Here is a 21,007-nt window from a genome sequence, read left to right on the forward strand (position 1 = left end):
ACGTGAAGCAGGTTATGCTGCAACGCCCGCCCCAGGAATACGCCGGGAGCGGGCGTCACGAATCTATAACACTATAAGGTCTTTCTAACCCTTTAGCACCTCGACAAGTGTGGTGCCGAGACGGGCCGGGCTGGGGCTGACGCGGATGCCCGCCGCCTCCATCGCCGCGATCTTCGACTCTGCATCGCCCTTGCCGCCGGAAACGATCGCGCCGGCATGGCCCATGGTGCGGCCAGGAGGCGCTGTGCGGCCCGCGATAAAGCCGGCCATCGGCTTCTTGCGGCCCTTCTTGGCCTCGTCGATCAGGAACTGAGCGGCTTCTTCTTCGGCAGAACCGCCGATTTCGCCGATCATGATGATCGATTTGGTTTCATCGTCGGCCAGGAACATTTCCAGGATGTCGATGAATTCGGTGCCCTTGACCGGGTCGCCGCCGATACCGACCGCGGTGGTCTGGCCAAGGCCAGCATTCGTGGTCTGGAACACGGCTTCATAGGTCAGCGTGCCCGAGCGCGAGACGATACCCACCGAGCCCTTCTTGAAGATGGAGCCCGGCATGATGCCGATCTTGCACTCATTGGCCGTGATGAGGCCGGGGCAGTTGGGCCCGATGAGGCGCGACTTGGACTTGTTGAGCTTCGCCTTGACGCGAACCATGTCCATCACCGGAACGCCCTCGGTGATGCAGACGATCAGCGGGATCTCTGCGTCGATGGCTTCCTCGATGGCGGCAGCTGCGCCAGCCGGCGGAACATAGACCACAGACGCGGTGGCGCCGGTCTTTTCCTTGCCTTCGGCGACGGACGCGAAGATCGGGAGTTCCTGGCCGTTATCGGCCTTCCACATCTCGCCACCCTTCTTGGGGTGAATGCCGCCCACCATCTGGGTGCCGAAATAGGCCAGCGCCTGATTGGTGTGGAACGAGCCGGTGTTGCCGGTCATGCCCTGTGTCAGGACTTTCGTGTTCTTGTCGATCAGAATGGACATGGAACTTAACCCCGCACCGCTTTGACAATTTTCTGGGCTGCATCGTCGAGATCGTCGGCCGGAATGACGTTCAGGCCGCTCTCGCGGATGATCTTCTTGCCGAGATCGACGTTGGTGCCTTCAAGGCGAACCACCAGCGGAACCGACAGGTTCGTTTCCTTCACGGCTGCGATCACGCCTTCGGCGATGACATCGCATTTCATGATGCCGCCGAAGATGTTCACGAGGATGCCCTTCACGTTGGGGTCCTTCATGATGATCTTGAAGGCGGCCGCCACCTTCTCCTTGCCGGCGCCGCCGCCAACGTCACAGAAGTTGGCCGGCTCCTCGCCGTAGAGCTTGATGATGTCCATGGTCGCCATGGCCAGGCCTGCGCCGTTGACCATGCAGCCGATGGTGCCGTCGAGGGCGATATAGGCAAGATCCCATTCAGCCGCTTCGAGTTCCTTGGCGTCCTGTTCGGTTTCGTCCTTCAGGGCCTGAACGTCGGGATGGCGGAACAGCGCGTTGCCGTCGAACGAGACTTTCGCGTCGAGCACGCGCAGATGGCCGTCCTTCATGACGATCAGCGGGTTCACTTCCAGCATCGCCATGTCTTTCTCGACAAAGGCTTTGTAGAGGATCGGGAAGAGTTTGAGGCCATCTTCTGCTGCCGTGCCGGTCAGCTTCAGGGCGTCGTTGATCTTGGCCGAATCAGCTGCGGTCACGCCGGTCAGCGGATCGATGCCGAGGGTCAGGATCTTCTCAGGGGTCTCATGGGCGACCTCTTCGATGTCCATGCCGCCTTCGGTGGAGACAACGAACGAAACTTTCGAGGTGGAGCGGTCAACCAGGATCGAGAGGTAGAGTTCCTTCTCGATGTCGGCGCCATCTTCGATGTAGAGGCGGTTGACCTGCTTGCCGGCGGCAGAGGTCTGGGCGGTGACGAGGTGACGCCCAAGCATCGCTTCGGCATGCTTTTTCACGTCTTCCTTGTTGAAGGCGAGGCGGACGCCGCCTTTTTCACCGGCTTCCGGCTCGATGAATTTGCCCTTGCCGCGGCCACCTGCGTGGATCTGGCTTTTCACGACCCAGAGCGGGCCGGGGAGCGTGTCGATTGCCTTCTGCACATCGGCGAGCGAGAGCACAGGCACGCCTTCTGCCACAGGCGCCCCGAAGGATTTGAGCAGCGCCTTGGCCTGGTATTCATGGATGTTCATGGAGTGGTTTCCCTGTCCGGCCTCACGGCCCGCCAGCATTCCGCCGGTTACCGTTTCCGTTCCTCTTTGACAGGGCGGCTATATACACGCCTGAAATGATGCTGCAACAGGCTGAGTACCAAGTCGCGTACTTAGCTTTGCTCTCCTTCCGTGGGGTCACGGGGCATGATTTCAACGCTCGCCAGCGGGCTGGGCAGGATGGGGCCACGCTCCCCTGCCGGGGGAGACTCGGCCGGGGCGCGCTGGCGAACCCGCACGATCATGTAGAGCGCCAGCAGGCCCAGCATTACGCCGGCAAACCCAAAGAGCCCGACCGCGCCCGCCAGCCGCATCACGACACCGGAAATCAGCGGCCCTGCAATCGATCCGGCGGCCCAGACAAATAACAGGCCCGACATCACCTGCGGCACCTGTCCCTGCGGGGTGCGGTCAATCGCATGGGACACGCAGATGCCGTAGAAACAGAGCGCCCCTGCCCCCCAGACACCGATCAGCACCAGCACGCCGGTTTCGCCGATCACCGCGCCGAAGACGGCAATCAGGATGGCCGCCGCCCCGGCTATGCCGGTCAGCCCCGCGACAACCAGCCGCCGGTCGATGATGTCGGAGAGACGCCCGGCCGGCCATTGCACGATCAGGCCGCCGATCCAGGCGATGGCAATGGCGATGGCGGCCGCGGCCGTGCCTCCGCCTGCCAGCTCGAACTTCTCGAAATAGACCGGCAGCAGCGCCAGCGTGCCGGTATTGACGAGCCCGGCGCCAACCACCCCGATGACGGCGGCGGGCGCAATGTCGAACAACTGGCCGAGCGGCATGGCTTTCCGGTCTGGCGGCGGGGGCTCTTTCAGCTTTGTCAGGCAGGTTGGCACCAGCGCCAGCGCCAGGAACAGGCCCGCCCAGATATACGACCGGCTGTCGAGCGGGGAGAGCCCCGCCAGAAAGAACGGCCCGACGATCAGCGAGAGCTTGGCGGCGGTGTGATAAACGCCCATCACATTTCCGCGAGACCGGGCGGGCACCGCCTCCCCCAGCCAGCTTTCGATGCTGGTGAACATGTAGGCAAACGCCACGCCCTGCAGCACGCGGATCAGCGCCCAGAACGGCGCCTCCTGGATCAGGGCCAGCGAGAGAATGCCCGCCGCGCTGACCCCCGCCCCGGCCGCGAAGAGACGGATATTGCCGACCAGGGCGAGCGCCCGCGGCGAGGTCCACGCCCCCAGCATGAAGCCGGCCGCATTCATCGCCGCAACAAATCCGATCAGCGAGGCATCAACCCCCAGCTGCTCAAGGCCGAGCGGCGTCAGGATGCCGGTCAGCCCGCCCGCCAGCTGCAGGATCATCACCGACAGGATCAGCGCAAGAACGGAGCGGGTGTCGGTCATGGCCTCGTCTCGGCGGGCCGGGCAGCGGCGCGCGTCTTACTCTCCGGCGGCACCCCGGAATGGCGCAACCACTTCATTCACGGTGTCGCCGGTGTCGCTCTTGATGGCAAGACGGACCGTACCGCTTTCCCAATCAATTTCGATGGCGCCGAAATTGTTGGGGGCATAGCCCGGCCCGATCTGCGCGCGGTCCACCTCATCAGAGGTATCCCGCATCGAGACATTCATCGAGGAGGCGGTGATCTCGTAGGCGGGATAAGGCAGCGCGGCGTCGTCCTTGTAGAGGAAAGCCGTGTGCCGGTCGCCGGAAACGAACACGACGCCTTCAGCCTCGGTTTCGGCAATCAGACGGTAGAGCCGCTCCTGCTCTGCGGGCAGGCGCGACCAGGCCTCAAAGCCATGGCCGTCAGTCGTCATCACCTGGATCGAGGAAACGATGAGGCGCAGGTCAGCCTCTTCCTGAAGCTGGTTTTCCAGCCAGGTCCACTGGTCATTGCCCAGCATGTCCTGCCCTTCAGAAGAAGACGGAACGTACCGCTCCTTACCTTTGGCGCCCCATTCGTCGGTGGGTTCCAGCGGCGAGCGGAAGAAACGGGTGTCCAGCATGATGATCTGGACGCGCTGACCTTCAGGGCCAAAGCTGCGGGCGTAATAGGTGCCCGGCCAGGCGCCGACATCCTGATTCTCAAGACCCCAGAAGCGTTCATGAATCCGCTCGGCCAGGCGGCGGAACGGGAACTCGCGGCCCGCATCATTGGCGCCGTAATCATGATCGTCCCAGGCCACCATCATCGGGTGCTTTGCGCGCAGGGCCAGGAATTCGGGGCGCGCGGCCAGATCGCTGAAGCTCTCGCGCAGCTCATCCAGGGTCGCCTGATTGCTGATATAGGCCCGCCCGTCCATGTCGCCGTAGACATTGTCGCCGATCATCAGGAAGAGGTCGGCGTCCTGCGCGGCGACGGTCGACATCGCAGTCCCGTCCGGCGTCTCTTCATTGAAGCAGGAGCCGACAAGGATGCGGGTGAGCACATCCTGATCGCCGGGCAGCGGGAGACCTCTGGGCGCGCGGGGGAAGAAGTCATCCGGCAGCGTGCGATAGTAGAATTCCAGTGCAGCTTCGGCGCTGGCGGGAGACAGGAGTTCGTCCGGCAGAACCGCTACCTGACCGGTGACCAATCCGGCAGCAGGCGCCGGCGCCGGGGTTTGACACGACGCCAGCGCCAGGATGGCGGCTGGAATGACCGAAAGTGTTCGAAACTGTCCCATTTTGTCCTCCTGATGACCCTCGGAGGAACTGTAACGGCGCTTTGTGACAGGTTTAAAGCCCCGATTGCCTCACACGGCAAAGAACAGATGCCACATCAGTCTTCCGGGCAGGAAGCTGAACAATCCGGCCACCACAAGCCCTCCGACGAAGAGGCCGGTCATTTCCTTACGGTGTTTGGAAATGTTCTTCCGCCGCGCCGCAGCCAGCCCCATGGGCAGCACGATCATCGTCCAAGCCGACAGGGCATGGATGAGGCTGAACCCGCCCGGATTGATGCTCTGCAGGAAGAAGGAGCTGATCGCCGTGATCGCCATGGCCGCCACCCAGACATAGCCAAGCGTGCGATGCATGGCCCGCCCCTTCACCCCTGCCAGCAAGACGCAACCGATGGCGAAAGCCAGTAAGGCTCCGCCCACATGCGCCTGCAGCACCAGCGGGGATTGCAGCAGCGGTGCCAGATCCACCCGGACCCTGACCGGCCCCTCCCCTTGGAGCATCACATGGCTGAGCCCCCAATAGACGCCCAGCGCAATGGCAAAGACGATCTTGTTGGGGTGGCGCTGGCGCAACCGGCGAAGCGGGTTCTCGCGTTGGGCGGCGGCGATCGAAATCATGGTGTTGGGCTCCAGAAGCAGAATGTTTGGGTTGGATCAGGGCCGCCGGGCATGCCCCTCTGGCTCTGATGCCACCAATCTGCCGCCCCTCGCTGGCGCCGCCACAGCGCGTGCGTGTCCGGTCTGGAATCCTTCGTGAAATGCAGCCAAAACAACTCACGAAGCGCGAAATGCGAGGGGATTTTCGGTTGGGAAACGCGGGTGACTGGACACGGCGCCTCCGGGAGATCGGCATATATGCCGTGATCGGCGCGTTCCTGACGATCATCAGCCCCTATAACGCTTCGGGGAGCCTGCCGCTCTGGGCGGCCTATCTGTACTGGACCGGCCTTGTCCTCACCGGCGGCCTCTCTGCTGAGACGACGCGGACCGTCATGGAACGATCTGGCCAGAAGGTTCCGGTGCCGGCCATGATGGCGATCATGTCGGTGACATCCGCCCTGGCGGTCACGGCCATGATCATCCTCCTGGAAGCCGTGATCTCGGGCCGGGCTATTCCGCCGGGCTATCTGCCCCGCCTGTTTGGCCTGGTCTGGGTCCTCGCGGCAGCGGTGACCGCTGTGGGCTTCATGATCGAGCGCACGGTGCTGGCACCGGTGACTGAGCCAGTGAAGGGCGCCAGCCCCGAGGAAACCTTCCTCTCCCGTCTGCCGGTAAAGTATCGAACGGCAAAACTTTATGCCGTCAGCGCGGAGGATCATTACCTGCGCATCCATACCAGCCATGGCGAGGAGCTGATCCTTATGCGGCTGGCCGACGCCATGCGCGAACTGGCTGGGGCAGATGGCCTGCAGGTTCACCGGTCCTGGTGGGTGGCGAAGGATGGCGTGCGCGACACCCGCAAACTGGGTGGCAAGCTGAGCCTGGTGCTTCTTTCAGGCAAGGAAGCCCCCGTCTCACGAACGTTTCAGGCGGAGGTAAAGGCGGCCGGCCTTGCCGCCTGACCCTACATCGTGACGCCGGTGACCGGCTCGCTCGACACGAGCAGCTGTTTCACGAACTCTATATGGCTGCGCAGGCGGTAGAGATCGTCGGTGTAGGACAGCGGCACTTCCAGCTTTCCCACCTCGATCTGCAGACGCTCGAGCTGTTTCTCGACGCTGAGCCGGGCCGCGCCCTTCGGCAGCGCCCTGCCCTGCGCCTCAAGTTCCCGCAGATCCTTGTACCACACGTAAATCTTCCGGCGTACGCGCCAGCGATAGATGGGCGGAGCAGCCCGCACCAGCGGGAAGGCCAGCGTCAGCAGCGGGATGGCCAGCACCCAGGCCCGGTCAAGAAAATTCGCCACGCTGAACGGGAAATACCGGCGCAGGAATGACGGGCCATCCTGATAATAGCGGGCGACCTGCTTGCTGACCGGCAGATCCACATTCGTCATGTTCGGAAACTGGCCGCCCTTGTTGAAGAGGCTCGGCTCGGAATGGATCAGCATCGCGGTATCCAGCAAGACTGCTTCAATGGCCGGGTGAATGTCCTTGTGAACCGTCAACTGCGCAATGGCTGCCACCAGGGGCACGTCTTCGGAGGGGATGTCGGCGCCGACATCGATCACTCCGCGGATCAGCGTTACCGCCGAGAGGGACTCTTCTCGCCGGGCCAGCGCTTCGGCCCGGTCGAAGGGGAGAAGCCGCACCTCTGCGGACCGCATCAGCGCCTGGATATAGGCAGCCCCCGGGGAGGCTGCAAAGGCGGCCGCGTCGATCTCGCCAGCGAAAAGCGCCGCCTGGGAATCCGTGCTGCCGAGCGACTGGCGCGCCGCCTCTGGCCAGACACCGCCATATTGCTGCTGGATCGACTGCGCGAGGGCCCGCGTACCAGAGCCTTCCGCCCCGATCGACAGGCGCGCATCGCGCAGATCCCCGAAACTTTCGGCCGGGTAATCGGCGCGGACGAATACCCAGAAGGGCTCTTCGAAAATGCCGCCCGCCGAACGCAAAAGTTCGGCATCCTTGCTGTTGGCAAGGCCGCCCTGGACGATGGCGATATCCACCTCTCCGGCTTCCAGCATCCGCAGATTGTCGATGGAGCCCTGGGTATCGATGAGGTGGACCTCAATCCCCTGTTCTTCGAGCAGGCGCTGATATCGTTCGGCATAGGCGTAATAGGCCCCGCCAGGGGCGCCGGCAGCAAAGCGGATGGATTTGGGCGGGGCGGGATCCATCGCCGACAGCGCCCAGATGAAGCCGATCAGCGCCACGGCGATCAATGGGCCGTAGATTTTCCAGAAGTCCCTGCCCGGCATTCGTCGTCCTGTCCCGCTCATGCTGACACCCCTGTTCCAGCAGGCGTCATTAGAACCGGCAACGCCGCGAGTGCAACTGCCGAAGCGGTCAAAGCCACGCTTCCGGCCTGGGATCAGGCCTTGTGATAGGGCGTGCCGGCAAGGATCGTCAGGGCCCGGTAGATCTGTTCGGCCAGCATCGCGCGCACCAGCCGGTGGGGCCATGTCTGCACGCCGAAGGCCAGCGTCTGCGGCGCGGCCGTGCGCACCTCCGGCGAATAGCCTTCAGCACCGCCGATCAGGAAACAGGCGTCGCGCATCCCATCGTCTCGCCAGCGGGACAGGCGGGAAGCAAAGGCATCGGATGTGAGGTTCTCCCCGCCCTCGTCCAGGCGGATGATGCGCGCGCCTTCGGGGATACGGGCAAGCAGGCGGGCGCCTTCGGCTTCCATGCCGCCGCCGCTGGCGACTTCGGCTTCTTCGGGACCGCGGAATCCAAGACCGCGCGCCATGGCAGAGGCGCGGCGGAGATAATCATCGGTGAGGTCGCGCTCCGGCCCGTCCTTCAGACGGCCGACGCCGAGTATCTGGAGGCGCATGCCTCAGGCCGGGCTGGCGCGGTGGACCGGCTTGTCGGAAACCCAGATCTTCTCGAGATTGTAGAATTCACGCACTTCAGGACGGAACAGGTGGACGATCACGTCGCCGGTATCGATCAGCACCCAGTCAGCATTGGGCATGCCTTCGACGCTGGGTTTGCGCCCGGTGAGCTTTTTCACTTCCTCGGCGACATGCGTTGCCAGCGCCGCCACATGGCGGCCCGACCGGCCAGAGGCGATGATCATGAAATCGGCGAGAGAGGATTTGCCCTGAAGTTCGACCAGGATCAGGTCTTCAGCTTTATCGTCTTCAAGGACTTTGCAAAGCGCATCAGCGACCGATCTGATCTCTTCGATCGTAACGCTTTTCGGGGGCTGTGCGCGGGATGTGGCGGATGACAGGGCAAGGGCTCCTTTGGCTACTGGGCCTTGAAACTATCATGCAAGGCCGGTTTCAACCAGCAAAAAGCCCATAGGGACCGATCAGGACAGCTATCCGCCCGCCTGCCCGCCTCTCAAGGCTTGCAGCCTCGTTCAGCAGGGATACAGGGAATTAAATATAGTTTGCCGGAAAATCGCCGTATCTTTCGGCAATGTAATCGGAAAATTCCGCCGCCATTCTCAGGAACCCTCATATGCGTGCCCCTTTCCTCCTTCTTCCGCTGATTGCCCTTCTCCCGCTTTCCAATTGCGCGGTGGCCGCTGTCGGGGCCGTGGGCGCTGCCGGCTTTGCAGCCTCAAAGGACCAGACGGTCGGGCAGACCATCGATGACATCGGCGCCTCCAACGAGATCAAGGCCCGCCTCTTGTCGGAAAGTTCCAGCCGGTTCGGTGAGGTGGCCGTGGAAGTCTCCGGTGGCCTGGTGCTGCTGACAGGCCGGGTTTATTCGGCCGAAGACCGCACCCGCGCCGAAGGCATCGCCTGGACATCGGTTTACACCCAGGATGTCGCCAATGAACTGGCCATCGAGCAGCCGGGCGGCTTCTTCGCCAATGTTGCCGATGAGCTCATCAGCGCCAGGGTCCGCTCGCGCCTGATCGGCTCCAGCACGGTGAAGAGCATCAACGTCAATGTCGAAACCTATAATGGCGTAGTCTACCTGATGGGCATCGCCCGCTCTCCGGAGGAACTGCGCAGGGCCGCGGAGGAAGCAAGTGTGGTTGGCGGGGTGAAACAGGTGGTTTCCTATATGCGGCTGGTCGAGGACAACCGCCGCCCTGCTGCGCCGACGACGCAGATGCCCGTTTCTCCTTCTCCCTCTTACCAACCGGTGCCGGACACGTCATATGACAGCCAGGCGCTGCCGGAACTCCGCGGCGCAAGCTATTGAGCCGGAAGCGGGCGCAGGGGCTCAACGCCCCTGCCCCTCCTTCCGGGAACACCGGAAGGGACTGACGCGTGACGCTTCGCATTGCCATCCAGATGGACCCGCTGGAGCGGGTCAATATCGACGGGGATACAACCTTTGCCCTCGCCGAAGTGGCGCAGGCGCGCGGCGCGAAGATGTTCGTCTATGGTCCCGGCGACCTTTCTTTCCGCGAAGGCCGGGTAATCGCCTGGGCGCGGCCGGCAAAGGTTCAGCGCGTGCGCGAGACGCCGGGTATCTTCGGGGCCCACCAGAAAATCGACATTGCGCGTGACGTGGATGTCGTCCTGATGCGTCAGGATCCGCCTTTTGACATGGCCTACATAACGGCCTGCCACCTTCTGGAAATGGTCACCAACCAGACGCTGGTGGTCAATGATCCGGCCGGAGTGCGCTCCAGCCCGGAGAAGATCTTCCCGCTGCTGTTCCCGGAAATCATGCCGCCGACGCTGGTGAGCCGTGACCGGCAGGTGATCGACGCTTTCCGCGAAGAATACCGGGATATCATCGTCAAGCCGCTCTATGGCCATGGCGGCGCCGGCGTCTTCCGCCTCAAATATGATGATTCCAACCTCGACTCCCTGCTGGAGCTGTTCTTCTCCCGCTCGCCCGAACCGGTGATGGTGCAGGCTTTCCTGCCTGCGGTTTCTGAAGGCGACAAGCGCATCATCCTGATCGATGGGGAACCGGTGGGCGCCATCAACCGGCGGCCAAAGACCGGACAGGTCCGGTCAAACCTGGTCGTCGGCGGGACCGCTGCAGCCACCGAGCTTTCCGGCGCGGACCGGAATATCTGCGAAGCCATCGGGCCGGAATTGCGCCGCCGGGGGCTGACGCTGACCGGTATCGATGTGATCGGGGGGCGCCTCACTGAGGTCAACGTCACCTCGCCCACTGGCTTGCAGGCCCTCAAGCGGCTGTCAGGCATTGATGCGGCTGCCAAATTCTGGGACGTTGTGCAGGCAAAGCTTGCTGCCGGCTGACGCCTGCGCCATTTACGGAGAATGATCATGAAACCGCTGACCGCCGCGCTTCTCTTCTCCTTCGCCCTTGCTGGCACTGCCTGCTCGGACCCGGCAAAGTCCTCAGCTGAGGCAACCCCGGCCGCGCCCGTGGAAGGGGAAACACTTCCCATCGACACCGCCACGGCAAGCGCCGGGAGCGAGCTCAGCGGCACGCTGAACCTCAATATCGGCCAGCCGCAGGACAGCGGAACGCGCCTGCTCGGATCCGGCGGCCTTGGCGGCTCCGGTCAGGGCAGCACCGTGCTGGGCGCGGGCGGACTTGGCGGCGGCAATTTTGGCGAGAGCCTCGATCTCGGCATCAATCTCGATGAACTCGCAGATCCCTCAGCCCCACTGGCTGATCCTACCCTGCCCATCAAACCTTCCGATGAAGACGAGATCGTCCGCCTGCCCAACTGAGCGCGGACTACCCGCCCCGGCTGAGTTCCTTCAGGCGATAAACAAGCTGCAGGGCCTCACGCGGCGTAAGGTTGTCCGGATCGGCTGCCGCCAGCGCTTCAATCACCGCTGAGCTTTCCTCGGAAAACTCCGGGGCCGGATCTTCGGCGACCATGGCAAAGAGCGGCAGGCTTTCTGCGGCCGCAGGGCCTGCCTCCAGCTTCTTCAGGATTTGGCCTGCGCGCGTCACCGCCGAGCGCGGCAAGCCGGCAAGCCGCGCCACCTGCACGCCATAGGAGCGGTCAGCCGGGCCGGGCTGAACCTCATGCAGGACGATCAGTTCCTGCTTCCATTCGCGCGCCTTGAGCGAGGCATTCGCCGCTGCAGGCAGGCGCCCGGCAAGGTCTGTCAGCTCATGATAATGGGTGGCGAAGATGGCGCGGCATCTGTTCGTATCGTGAAGATGTTCGGCCGCCGCCCAGGCAATGGCGAGGCCGTCCCAGGTGGCCGTGCCCCGGCCTACCTCATCGAGGATAACAAAGCTTTCCGGCGTTGCCTGATTGAGGATCGCTGCGGTCTCGACCATTTCCACCATGAAGGTAGACCGGCCACGGGCGAGATCGTCCGAAGCGCCCACGCGGGAGAAGACCCGGTCGGCGAGGCCCAGCCGCAGCGAGGCGGCGGGAACAAAGGCTCCTGCCTGCGCCAGGATCACCGCGAGCGCCGACTGGCGCAGATAGGTCGATTTACCCGCCATGTTCGGGCCGGTAACCAGCAGGAAGCGGGCGCCTTCATTTCCGTCCGCATCCAGAACAAGATCATTTGCGGTAAAACCCTTGCCTTCCCGGCGCAGCGCCGCTTCGACCACCGGATGGCGCAAACCCTTCGCCTCGAAGACCGGGCGGGGATCAAGCTGCGGACGCACCGCGCCAACCTCTGCGGCCCACACAGCATGGCTGGCTGCTACATCGAGTTCGGCCAGCGCAGCGGCGATGATCGCCAACGGGCCGGCAAGCTCCTCTACTTTGCGGCAGAAGGACTCAAACAGTGCTATCTCGCGCGCCCTGGCTTCATCTTCGGCCCGGCTGATGCGGCCGGCCAGATCGGCAAGCTCATGCGTGGAAAAGCGCACGGCGCCTGCCATTGTCTGGCGATGGATGAAGTCTGACGAGAGCGGCGCGCGCAGCATCGGATCGGCCTTGGCCGCCGGCACCTCGATGAAATAGCCCAGCACATTGTTGAATTTGACCTTCAGCGCAGAAATGCCCGTCTGGTCAGCATACTTCGCCTGCAGCTCCGCAATCACCCGGCGGCTGCCATCCCTCAGGGCACGGACTTCATCCAGCCCCGCGTCCCAGCCCTCAGCGATGAAGCCGCCATCACGCGCCAGCATCGGCGGCGCTTCAGTCAGCGCGCGCAGCAGGTCTTCGGCAAACGCCCACACCGAGGGCGCGCCCGTGAGGCCCAGCGTCTCTGCCACATCGGCCAGACGCGGGGGCAGCCCCTGCCCCAGGACCGCCGCCGCCTCAGCGCCCGAGAGCACAGCCTTGGAAATCGCCAGAAGATCACGCGGGCCACCGCGCCCGAGGCTGAGGCGCATCACGGCGCGCTCAAGATCAGGGGCCGCCTTCAGCCGGGTGCGGACATCTTCGAGCAGGCCAGTATCGCCAAGCAGGTGGGAAACGGCATCATAGCGGGCTGTGATCTCCGCGATGCTTCTGGAAGGGCGCGCAAGCCGGGCGGCAAGCAGGCGCGCGCCGGGCGCTGTCACCGTCCGGTCAATCACCGCCAGCAGCGTGCCTTCGCGCCCGCCGCTGATGCTGCGGTCGATCTCAAGGCTGGCCCGTGTGGCCGGGTCGATCAGCAGGAGGCCGCCCGCATCGGGCCGGCGCGGGGCGCGCAGGCGGATCGGCGCACCGGCCTGGGTCAGTTTAACGTAATCAAGCAGCAGCCCGGCAGCCGCTAGCTCCACCCGGCTGAACTCACCGAGGGAATCGAGCGCAGCAATCCCGAACACTTCCTTGAGTAAGGCTTCGCCGGTTTTGGCGCTCGCCGCGCGGCCGGGACGTTCGGTAATCGGCGCGCTCAGAAACCCGCGCGCTTCCAGAATGAGCGGACGGTCGGCATCTTCCTGCGCAATCACCAGCTCGCTCAGCGGCCAGGCAAGCAGCGCCTCGCCCAGCCGCGCTGCCGGGATGGCGGTCAGATCAAACGCGCCGGTTGAGACATCACAGACGGCGAGGGCCGCCTCCCCCGTTCCGGCAAAGGCAATTGCCGCCAGCGCCTGCCCCTGCCTGGCGGGCAAGAGAGCATCCTCGGTCAGCGTGCCGGGCGTCACGATCCGCACAACGCCGCGCTGGACGATGGATTTGGAGCCGCGCTTCTTCGCCTCTGCCGGAGTTTCGATCTGCTCGCAGACCGCCACCCGGCATCCGCCCTTGATCAGCCGGGCGAGATAGCCCTCTGCCGCGTGATAGGGCACGCCCGCCATCGGAATGGGCTTGCCGTCATGTTCGCCGCGCGCTGTCAGGGTGATGTCCAGGATACGGGCTGCCTCTACGGCATCGTCGAAGAACAGCTCGTAGAAATCGCCCATGCGGAAGAACAGCAGCGCATCGGGATGCTGTGCCTTGATCGACAGATACTGCGCCATGAAGGGCGTCGGTTCTGCGGCGGCGGGAGGACGGGCGGTGTCTGGCATGGCGCGGCAAGCTAGCCCGCATCCAGCAGATTCGCAAAGCAGTGCGGCACCTGCGCACGCCATTTCACTGTTGGCAGGGGCCCCGGGGCGGCCTAGACGGGGACTGATAGAGACAACAACAACAAAACAACCGTCCGAGCGAACCTGAGATGACCACGCAGCGCCCGAGCTTCACTGACCAGGAAGCCCTTGATTTCCACTCCCACCCGACGGCCGGCAAGATCTCCATGATCCCGACCAAGCCGATGGGGACCCAGCGCGACCTCTCGCTCGCCTACAGTCCCGGCGTGGCCATCCCCGTGCTCGCCATCGCGGAGAACGCTGACAGGGCTTATGATTACACCTCCAAGGGCAACCTTGTGGCGGTGATCTCCAATGGCACGGCAATCCTCGGGCTCGGCAATCTGGGGCCGATGGCCTCAAAGCCGGTGATGGAAGGAAAGTCTGTTCTTTTCAAACGCTTCGCAGATATCGACAGTTTTGACGTTGAAGTTGACACAACAGATGTTGAGGACTTCATCCGCACGGTGCGCAATATCGGCGCGACCTGGGGCGGCATCAACCTGGAGGACATCTCCTCCCCCGCCTGCTTCATCATCGAGAGCCGCCTGCGCGACGAACTCGATATTCCGGTCTTCCATGACGACCAGCACGGCACGGCCATCATCGCCGCTGCCGGCCTGATCAATGCCTGCCACATTACCGGGCGCGAGCTGAAGGACGTGAAGGTTGCGGTTTCCGGCGCGGGCGCCGCCGGCCTGTCGGTCGCCGGCCTCATCCGCCATCTGGGCGTGAAGCGCGAAAACATCCTGATCTGCGACACGGGCGGCGTGGTCTATGAAGGCCGCACCGAAAAGATGGACCAGTTCAAATCTGCCTTCGCGGTCAAGACTGCGAAGCGGACCCTGGCTGAAGCCATGGACGGCGCCGATGTGTTCCTCGGCCTCTCGGTCAAGGGCGCGGTGACCAAGGACATGGTCAAGTCGATGGCGAAAGACCCGATCATCTTCGCCATGGCCAATCCCGACCCGGAAATCACACCGGAAGAAATCAAATCCGTCCGCAGCGATGCCATCATCGCCACCGGTCGCTCCGACTATCCCAACCAGGTCAACAACGTTCTGGGCTTTCCTTATATTTTCCGCGGCGCCCTGGATGTGCGCGCCCGCGGCATCAATGAGGAAATGAAGGTCGCCTGCGCCCGCGCGCTGGCAGAGCTGGCCCGCGAGGACGTGCCCGATGAAGTGGCCGCCGCTTATCATGGCGCGCGCCCCAGCTTTGGCCGCGAATACATCATTCCGAGCCCGTTCGATCCGCGCCTGATCAGCTTCATTCCGCCCTTCGTGGCGCAGGCCGCGATGGATACGGGCGTGGCCCGCAAGCCGATTGCCGACATGGACGCCTATCGCCGCAGCCTCGTGCGCCGGGCTGACCCATCGGCGGCCTTCCTGCAGGGGGTCCAGGCCCGCGCCCGCGAGACCCAGCGCCGCATCGTGTTTGCCGAAGGCGAAGAGCCCGCCGTTGTGCGCGCCGCTTTCAGCTTCAAGAACCAGGGTCTTGGCCATCCGATCCTGATCGGCCGCGAAGCCCAGGTGGAGCGGGCGATGGAGCAGATGGGCATCCCCCTCGGCTCACTCGACATCATCAATGCCCGCCTTTCGGACAAGAACCCGATCTATGTGGACATGCTGTATGCCCGCCTGCAGCGGCAGGGCTATCTCAAACGGGATGTTCAGCGCCTCGTGAACCAGGACCGGAACGTGTTCGGCAGCTGCATGCTGAAGAATGGGGATGCTGACGGCATGGTGACGGGCGTGACCCGGAATTACGATGCCGCCCTGAAAGACGCTATGCTGGTGCTGGACCCGATCGGTGGCCAGGCCGTTATCGGCATGTCGATGGTGATCAATCTCGGCAAGACGATCTTCATTGCCGACACCAGCGTGCATGAACTGCCCGATGGGCCGACGCTGGCCAATATTGCGCTGGAGGCGGCCCGCGCGGTGCGCGGACTTGGCTTCACCCCGCGCGTTGCCTTCCTCTCCTACTCCACCTTCGGCAACCCGATGGGCGAGCGCGGAGACCGCGTGCGCGAGGCCGTTGCCATCCTTGATCAGTGCAAGGACGTTGATTTCGAATATGAGGGCGACGTCAATGCCGATGTGGCGATGAACCCGCATCACCGGCTGATCTACCCCTTCTCGCGCCTCAGCGGCCCGGCCAATGTGCTGGTCATGCCGGCCATCCACTCCGCCTCGATTGCAACCAACCTGCTCGAAGCGATGAGCCGGGCCACCGTGATCGGCCCGATGCTGTTCGGTCTGGAAAAGCCCGTGCAGATCGCCTCGCTGGGCGCCACGGTCGGCGACATCGTGGACCTTGCCACCATCGCCGCCTACGATACCGACCGCGTCTAAGCGCCGGAGAATTCAGACTATCAGGCTCCGGTCTCGCTCAGCGGGACCGGAGTTTTCTGTCTGGCCATGCGCAGCCATTCGAGGAGGGACAGCACAACCGCGACCCCGCCGAGCCAGAAGGTAACGATGAACACGGTATAATATCCGTGGCGCTCGATCATTTCGCCCAGCCAGGGCCGCCCCAGCGTGCCGATCAGCATGGTCAGCGAGCCGAGCAGCGCATATTGAACGGCAGCAAAGCGCGGGTTCACAACCGATGTGAGGTAAGCCACAACCGCAACGCTGGCAAAGCCGCCAGCGATGTTTTCGCCCCCGATCGCCAGCATCAGTCGCGCCATCCGGGCGCCTGCCTCGGCGCCCTGCCCTTCCGGAGAGATCGACGCGGCCCAACCGGCAAACACCCGGATCGGATCTGCGAGCCTTGTCCATTCCAAGAAGGCATCAATTGCCATGCCGCCGCGCGCAAGGTCTGCGAAGAGAAGATTGGTGGCTGCGGCCAGAACAGCGCCGATCACCAAGACGGGCATGCGCCCGATGAGGCTGATGATAACGACGCCGATGGCTGCGCCCGCCATTGTCATCAGAACGCCAAAGAATTTCGAGGCCACCGCAACATCTGCCATCGTGTGGCCGATCGCTCCATAGTCCGTACCGAGATAGAAAGGATAAGCAAACGCCCCCCAGACCGCGTCGGCAAACCGGTAGGTCAGCGCCAGCAGCAGCACCAGAAGCGCGCCCCAGCCGAGACGGCCGATCATTTCCATCAGCGGGTCAAAGATGGCCCGGAAGAGGGAATGCACGACACGTACTGCCCGGCTGTCTCCGGCCTTGTCAGGCACGGCAATGCCCGGCGTGCGCCCATGGCGCCACAGAAGGTAAGCGGCCAAGGTGGCTGGCACCATAACCGTCAGGATCACGATAATCGGCCCCTGCTCGCGAACAAACGCGCTGCCACTGGGTGGGGGCACCTGGGTGAGCGAGGCAAAAACATGCCAGGCAATCATAAGGATGGCGAGGCCCCATCCAGCCGCTACAAAAACCGTGAAGATACGCAAGGGCTTTTCCGGCACCGTCGCCTGAAAGCTTTCACGCGCCTCAGCGGGCTTGCCCGAAAGCTCTGGCTCCGGCGCAATGAACGTTCCGGAAATTGCCAGCACCATCATCAACGCGATCAGGCCATAGACCATCTGCCAGCCGATATACTCGGCCAGCAGCAGCGCCATGAAACCGGTAATGAAAGTCGAGGCGCGATAGCCGAACTGGTAGAGCGCGGCCATCAGATCCTTGTCTTCATCGCTGCGCGCGACCTCGATGCGCCAGGCGTCGAGCACCGTGTCATGCGTCGCCGAAAGCAGCGCCACGCCAAGGGCAACCAGCGCGATCAGGCCAATCTGGCTCGCCGGATTGGAAAAGGGCAGGATCAACAGCAGGACCGCAATCGGCACCTGCAGCGAAATCAGCCAGGTGCGCCGGGGGCCAAGAAACGGCTTGGGATGGCGCGCCACCTGAAAGGCAGGCGACCAGAGATATTTGAACGCATACCCAAGCGTGATGAGTGACAGTGTGCCGATGGTTGAAGGCGTCACACCCTCCACCGTCAGCCAGGCATTCAGCGTGCCAAGTACCGCGCCAAAAGGCAGGCCGGCGGCCAGCGAAAGGAGCAGCATCGCCGCCATGCGCCGGTCGTTCAGGGCCCGCAGCGCGCGGATGAAACGCGGCGGCTTCTTGGCCTCAGCCGCCAATACGGTCTCTGTCATGCGGCCCCCGCAACGGCGCCGGAGCGGCCTGTCCAGCGCAGGGCCAGACGGCGCAGGGCTTCCGCGTCTAGTGGCTTGGCAGCGACGCCGTCGGCGCCTGCGTCTCGCGCCCGGCGCTCGATATCGGGATTGATCTCGGCAGAAACCGCGATGATCGGCCCGGGGAACCCCTCGGCGCGCAAACGGCGCATCGCTTCAAACCCATCCATGACCGGCATTCGCAGATCCATCAGCACAAGGTCTGGCTCCATCCTGGCGGCAGCCTCAAGCGCTTCGCTGCCCGTTGCCGCAACTGTTACGGTAAATCCGGCCGATTCCAAGGCACGGCGCGCAATCAGGGCGTTTACAGGATTGTCATCTGCGATCAGCACGCGGCCCGCCCCGGCGATAGCTTCCTGCTCCTCCACCGCATCTGCGCCGGACCGCGCCAGCAGGATGCGTTCGGCCACCGACCCCATACGCAGCGGGCGGACAAGCCAGCCGACGCAGCCAAGGGCGCGGAAGCGGGCGATGGCACCCCTGTCTTCCGGGCGCAACACGACCAGGGAAGCCGCCCGCCGCGCGAGCGCGGCAACGATCCCTTCGGGAAGGTCGGCCCCGACGAGCAGGACATCGATCCCCTCTGGCAGGGGCGCCGCGCCGGTATCGACGAGAAACACCTCGGCGCCCATCGCGGCCAGGCTGGTGCAGAGAGCCAGGCTCGTCGCGGGGGGCACTCCGGCAAGCCCGACCCGGCCCCCGATCACCGGCAGCGGCTCCAACGGTGCCGCCCCAGACCTTTGCAATGGAAGGAAGACGCTGAACCGCGCCCCCTCCCCCAGCGCAGAGACGACTTCAATGCGCCCGCCCAGAAGGTCTGTCAGGCGCTTGACGATGGCGAGGCCAAGGCCAACCCCCCCATCGCGATACGCGTCCCCGGCGGCAGTCTGCCGGAAAGCTTCGAATAGGCGTGCCTGATCGGCCGGCGAAATGCCCGGCCCGGTATCGCGGATATGAAAGGCGAGCCCGCCGGGCACGATCTCCGCATCGACCAGCACCGCGCCGCGCGTGGTGAACTTCAGCGCATTGCCGACAAGATTGAACAGTATCTGCCGGATGCGGCCCGCATCCCCCAGAAACCCCGGCATCGGCGAGGGCAGAGACCGCACCGCCAGATCGAGCCCGGCCGCATGAGCGCGCGGGCTCAGCAGTTCGACCACCTCCCCGCAGAGGCGCGCCGGGCAGAAAGCCTCCGCCTCGATCTCGACGGCGGATGCGTCCAGCCGGGCATAGTCGAGCACATTGTTGAGGAGATCGAGCAGCCGCGCGCCGGAAAGCCGGATGGTCTCGGCATATTCTCGTTGCGCGGGCGAAAGCTCGGTCTCCAGCAGCAGGGAGACCGTGCCCAGAATGCCATTGAGCGGCGTGCGGATTTCATGGCTCGCCGTGGCGAGGAATGTCTGTTCCGGCGTCTCGGCGCCGTCCGGGCGGGGCGTATCCTGGGTCATGGGCCGGCAGCCTAACGGAAAGCCTTAAGCAGAGGCTTAACCGTCTCTCTCTTCTGAAACCTATCTGGCAAGCGCGCCGGCGCCCGGCTGGGACGCCTCCGCCACCGGGCGGTGCCGGTAGCTGAGCGCTTCAGCGAGGTGTACGCGGCGGACGCCGTCTACCCCATCCAGATCGGCAATCGTCCGCGCCACTTTCAGGACGCGGGTGTAGCCGCGCGCGGTCAGCCGCAGCTTTTCCGACGCCTCCGACAGGAGCGCGGCGCCCGCAGTATCCGGCATTACAGCCTTGTCCAGCGCCCCGGCCGGAATATCGGCATTGACCGGGCGCAGCGTCTCACCGAGGCCGCCAAGACGCTCCGCCTGTACCGCCCGCGCCTGCGCCACGCGCACGCGCACCTCCGCCGAACCTTCAGCGGGCGCCGGCAAGGCAAGGTCCATCGCCGTAACCGGCGGGGTTTCATAGAAGAGGTCCACCCGGTCGAGGAAAGGCCCGGAAATCCGCGCCTGATAATCGGCCGCGCAACGGGGCCCGCGCGAACAGGCCGCCGCGCCGGGTCCGCCCCCGCACCGGCAGGGGTTCATTGCGGCAATCAGCTGAAACCGCGCCGGATAGCGCACATGGCGGTTGGCCCGCGCGATCATCGCTTCGCCCGCCTCCAGTGGCTGGCGCAGGCTGTCGAGCACCTGGGAGGAAAATTCCGGCAGCTCGTCCAGAAACAGGACACCGTGATGGGCGAGCGACACCTCGCCCGGCTTGGCACGGATGCCGCCGCCGACCAGCGCCGCCATCGAGGCTGAATGATGCGGCGCCCGGAACGGCCGGGCACGTGACAGCGCCCCGCGCTGCAGGAGGCCGGCAATCGACTGGATCTGCGAAACTTCCAACAGCTCCCGCGCAGACAGCGGCGGCAGGAGCCCCGGCAAACGCTGGGCCAGCATCGACTTGCCGGACCCCGGCGGGCCGCAGAAGAGAAGATTATGCCCCCCGGCGGCTGCAATCTCCAGCACGCGCTTGGCCCCTTCCTGCCCCTTTACATCGCGCAGGTCCGGGCCGGAAACCTCTTCCTCCAGCTCTCCCTTTTCAGGCGGGCGCAGCACCGCGCGGCCGGAGAAATGATTGATGAGGGCAATGAGGCTGGGTGCAGGGAGAATGTCGCCGCCCGACCAAGCCGCCTCTGCCCCGCCTGCTGCCGGGCAGATGAGGCTGAGCCCCATCGCTTCGGCCGCCATCGCGGCGGGCAGCACACCGGCAGTTACCCCGAGACGCCCATCCAGTGACAGCTCCCCCATCGCGGCGTAACGTGCCAGCTGATCCTGCGGGATCACCCCAAGGATCGCCAGCAGGGCGAGGGCAATGGCAAGATCATAATGGCTGCCCTCCTTCGGAAGGTCGGCCGGCGCGAGGTTCACGATTACACGTTTTGGCGGCAGCGCCAGGCCAAGCGCCATCAAGGCGGCGCGCACCCGCTCCCGGCTTTCGCCGACCGCCTTGTCCGGCAGGCCGACCACATGAAAAGCCGGATTGCCGCCCACCAGCTGGACCTGGACATCGACCGGCTGGGCCTCAACGCCCTCGAATGCAAAGGTTGTTACCCGGCAAACCATC

At 64.3% G+C, this 21,007-nt stretch carries 17 protein-coding genes; 5 read left to right on the forward strand and 12 right to left on the reverse strand.

The window, feature by feature from the left end; genetic code table 11:
* Nucleotides 1-84: 84 nt before the first annotated feature.
* The 5 genes from sucD to C0456_RS05370 all read right to left on the reverse strand — a co-directional run bounded on the left by sucD (nucleotide 85) and on the right by C0456_RS05370 (nucleotide 5,449).
* Nucleotides 85-987 (reverse strand): succinate--CoA ligase subunit alpha, encoded by a 903-nt coding sequence (sucD, locus tag C0456_RS05350; protein WP_291049247.1) that lies wholly within the window; start codon nucleotides 985-987, stop codon nucleotides 85-87.
* A gap of 5 nt (nucleotides 988-992) precedes the next feature.
* Nucleotides 993-2,186, reverse strand: a complete 1,194-nt coding sequence (sucC, locus tag C0456_RS05355; RefSeq protein WP_291049249.1) for an ADP-forming succinate--CoA ligase subunit beta — start codon at nucleotides 2,184-2,186, stop codon at nucleotides 993-995.
* 131 nt (nucleotides 2,187-2,317) lie between these two features.
* A complete protein-coding gene (locus tag C0456_RS05360) occupies nucleotides 2,318-3,568 on the reverse strand; it encodes an MFS transporter (RefSeq protein ID WP_291049251.1) in 1,251 nt (416 codons plus the stop codon).
* A 36-nt stretch (nucleotides 3,569-3,604) separates the two neighbouring features.
* Nucleotides 3,605-4,834, reverse strand: a complete 1,230-nt coding sequence (locus tag C0456_RS05365; RefSeq protein ID WP_291049253.1) for an alkaline phosphatase D family protein — start codon at nucleotides 4,832-4,834, stop codon at nucleotides 3,605-3,607.
* Between the two features lie 69 nt (nucleotides 4,835-4,903).
* A complete protein-coding gene (locus tag C0456_RS05370) occupies nucleotides 4,904-5,449 on the reverse strand; it encodes a DUF2306 domain-containing protein (RefSeq protein ID WP_291049255.1) in 546 nt (181 codons plus the stop codon).
* Between the two features lie 170 nt (nucleotides 5,450-5,619).
* Between C0456_RS05370 and C0456_RS05375 the strand changes: the two genes are divergently transcribed.
* A complete protein-coding gene (locus C0456_RS05375; RefSeq protein WP_291049257.1) occupies nucleotides 5,620-6,393 on the forward strand; it encodes a LytTR family DNA-binding domain-containing protein in 774 nt (257 codons plus the stop codon).
* Between the two features lie 2 nt (nucleotides 6,394-6,395).
* Here C0456_RS05375 and C0456_RS05380 read toward each other — a convergent pair whose 3' ends face one another.
* From C0456_RS05380 to rsfS, 3 genes are all read right to left on the reverse strand, one after another.
* Complete coding sequence (locus tag C0456_RS05380) at nucleotides 6,396-7,712, reverse strand: TAXI family TRAP transporter solute-binding subunit (protein ID WP_291049259.1); 1,317 nt, start codon at nucleotides 7,710-7,712, stop codon at nucleotides 6,396-6,398.
* Nucleotides 7,713-7,804: 92 nt separating this feature from the next.
* A complete protein-coding gene (rlmH, locus tag C0456_RS05385) occupies nucleotides 7,805-8,269 on the reverse strand; it encodes a 23S rRNA (pseudouridine(1915)-N(3))-methyltransferase RlmH (protein WP_291049261.1) in 465 nt (154 codons plus the stop codon).
* Nucleotides 8,270-8,272: 3 nt separating this feature from the next.
* A complete protein-coding gene (rsfS, locus tag C0456_RS05390; protein WP_367179213.1) occupies nucleotides 8,273-8,626 on the reverse strand; it encodes a ribosome silencing factor in 354 nt (117 codons plus the stop codon).
* Between the two features lie 278 nt (nucleotides 8,627-8,904).
* On the opposite strand from rsfS, the gene C0456_RS05395 reads away from it, so the two are divergent.
* From C0456_RS05395 to C0456_RS05405, 3 genes are all read left to right on the forward strand, one after another.
* Nucleotides 8,905-9,600 (forward strand): BON domain-containing protein, encoded by a 696-nt coding sequence (locus C0456_RS05395; protein WP_291049264.1) that lies wholly within the window; start codon nucleotides 8,905-8,907, stop codon nucleotides 9,598-9,600.
* Between the two features lie 68 nt (nucleotides 9,601-9,668).
* Entirely contained in the window at nucleotides 9,669-10,619 is a 951-nt protein-coding gene (gene gshB / locus C0456_RS05400; RefSeq protein WP_291049266.1) for a glutathione synthase, read from the forward strand.
* 27 nt (nucleotides 10,620-10,646) lie between these two features.
* A complete protein-coding gene (locus C0456_RS05405; protein ID WP_291049268.1) occupies nucleotides 10,647-11,060 on the forward strand; it encodes a hypothetical protein in 414 nt (137 codons plus the stop codon).
* Nucleotides 11,061-11,067: 7 nt separating this feature from the next.
* On the opposite strand, the gene mutS is transcribed toward C0456_RS05405, so the two are convergent.
* Nucleotides 11,068-13,740: a DNA mismatch repair protein MutS gene (gene mutS / locus C0456_RS05410; protein ID WP_291049270.1), complete on the reverse strand. Its 2,673-nt coding sequence runs from the start codon at nucleotides 13,738-13,740 to the stop codon at nucleotides 11,068-11,070.
* Between the two features lie 149 nt (nucleotides 13,741-13,889).
* On the opposite strand from mutS, the gene C0456_RS05415 reads away from it, so the two are divergent.
* Nucleotides 13,890-16,157, forward strand: coding sequence for an NADP-dependent malic enzyme (locus C0456_RS05415; RefSeq protein ID WP_291049272.1), 2,268 nt, complete (start codon nucleotides 13,890-13,892; stop codon nucleotides 16,155-16,157).
* Between the two features lie 20 nt (nucleotides 16,158-16,177).
* Here the strand turns inward: C0456_RS05415 and C0456_RS05420 are convergent, their stop codons facing one another.
* Genes C0456_RS05420 through C0456_RS05430 form a run of 3 tightly spaced genes read right to left on the reverse strand, consistent with a single transcriptional unit; the run spans nucleotide 16,178 to nucleotide 21,006 of the window.
* Complete coding sequence (locus tag C0456_RS05420) at nucleotides 16,178-17,914, reverse strand: hypothetical protein (RefSeq protein WP_291049274.1); 1,737 nt, start codon at nucleotides 17,912-17,914, stop codon at nucleotides 16,178-16,180.
* Nucleotides 17,911-19,401, reverse strand: a complete 1,491-nt coding sequence (locus C0456_RS05425; protein ID WP_291049276.1) for an ATP-binding protein — start codon at nucleotides 19,399-19,401, stop codon at nucleotides 17,911-17,913. The genes C0456_RS05420 and C0456_RS05425 overlap by 4 nt, the downstream gene beginning before the upstream one ends.
* 60 nt (nucleotides 19,402-19,461) lie before the next feature.
* Nucleotides 19,462-21,006, reverse strand: coding sequence for a YifB family Mg chelatase-like AAA ATPase (locus C0456_RS05430; RefSeq protein WP_291049277.1), 1,545 nt, complete (start codon nucleotides 21,004-21,006; stop codon nucleotides 19,462-19,464).
* Nucleotide 21,007 lies beyond the last annotated feature (1 nt).

Source organism: Hyphomonas sp. (genome assembly GCF_013823385.1).
In the GTDB taxonomy this organism is placed as follows: Bacteria; Pseudomonadota; Alphaproteobacteria; order Caulobacterales; family Hyphomonadaceae; genus Hyphomonas.

Bases quoted from the DNA above. Each gene is read 5' to 3' on its own strand.
- sucD (WP_291049247.1), bottom strand. From the start codon at position 987: ATGTCCATTCTGATCGACAAGAACACGAAAGTCCTGACACAGGGCATG.
- sucC (WP_291049249.1), bottom strand. From the start codon at position 2,186: ATGAACATCCATGAATACCAGGCCAAGGCGCTGCTCAAATCCTTCGGG.
- C0456_RS05360 (WP_291049251.1), bottom strand. From the start codon at position 3,568: ATGACCGACACCCGCTCCGTTCTTGCGCTGATCCTGTCGGTGATGATC.
- C0456_RS05365 (WP_291049253.1), bottom strand. From the start codon at position 4,834: ATGGGACAGTTTCGAACACTTTCGGTCATTCCAGCCGCCATCCTGGCG.
- C0456_RS05370 (WP_291049255.1), bottom strand. From the start codon at position 5,449: ATGATTTCGATCGCCGCCGCCCAACGCGAGAACCCGCTTCGCCGGTTG.
- C0456_RS05375 (WP_291049257.1), top strand. From the start codon at position 5,620: ATGCGAGGGGATTTTCGGTTGGGAAACGCGGGTGACTGGACACGGCGC.
- C0456_RS05380 (WP_291049259.1), bottom strand. From the start codon at position 7,712: ATGAGCGGGACAGGACGACGAATGCCGGGCAGGGACTTCTGGAAAATC.
- rlmH (WP_291049261.1), bottom strand. From the start codon at position 8,269: ATGCGCCTCCAGATACTCGGCGTCGGCCGTCTGAAGGACGGGCCGGAG.
- C0456_RS05395 (WP_291049264.1), top strand. From the start codon at position 8,905: ATGCGTGCCCCTTTCCTCCTTCTTCCGCTGATTGCCCTTCTCCCGCTT.
- C0456_RS05405 (WP_291049268.1), top strand. From the start codon at position 10,647: ATGAAACCGCTGACCGCCGCGCTTCTCTTCTCCTTCGCCCTTGCTGGC.
- mutS (WP_291049270.1), bottom strand. From the start codon at position 13,740: ATGCCAGACACCGCCCGTCCTCCCGCCGCCGCAGAACCGACGCCCTTC.
- C0456_RS05415 (WP_291049272.1), top strand. From the start codon at position 13,890: ATGACCACGCAGCGCCCGAGCTTCACTGACCAGGAAGCCCTTGATTTC.
- C0456_RS05420 (WP_291049274.1), bottom strand. From the start codon at position 17,914: ATGACAGAGACCGTATTGGCGGCTGAGGCCAAGAAGCCGCCGCGTTTC.
- C0456_RS05425 (WP_291049276.1), bottom strand. From the start codon at position 19,401: ATGACCCAGGATACGCCCCGCCCGGACGGCGCCGAGACGCCGGAACAG.
- C0456_RS05430 (WP_291049277.1), bottom strand. From the start codon at position 21,006: ATGGTTTGCCGGGTAACAACCTTTGCATTCGAGGGCGTTGAGGCCCAG.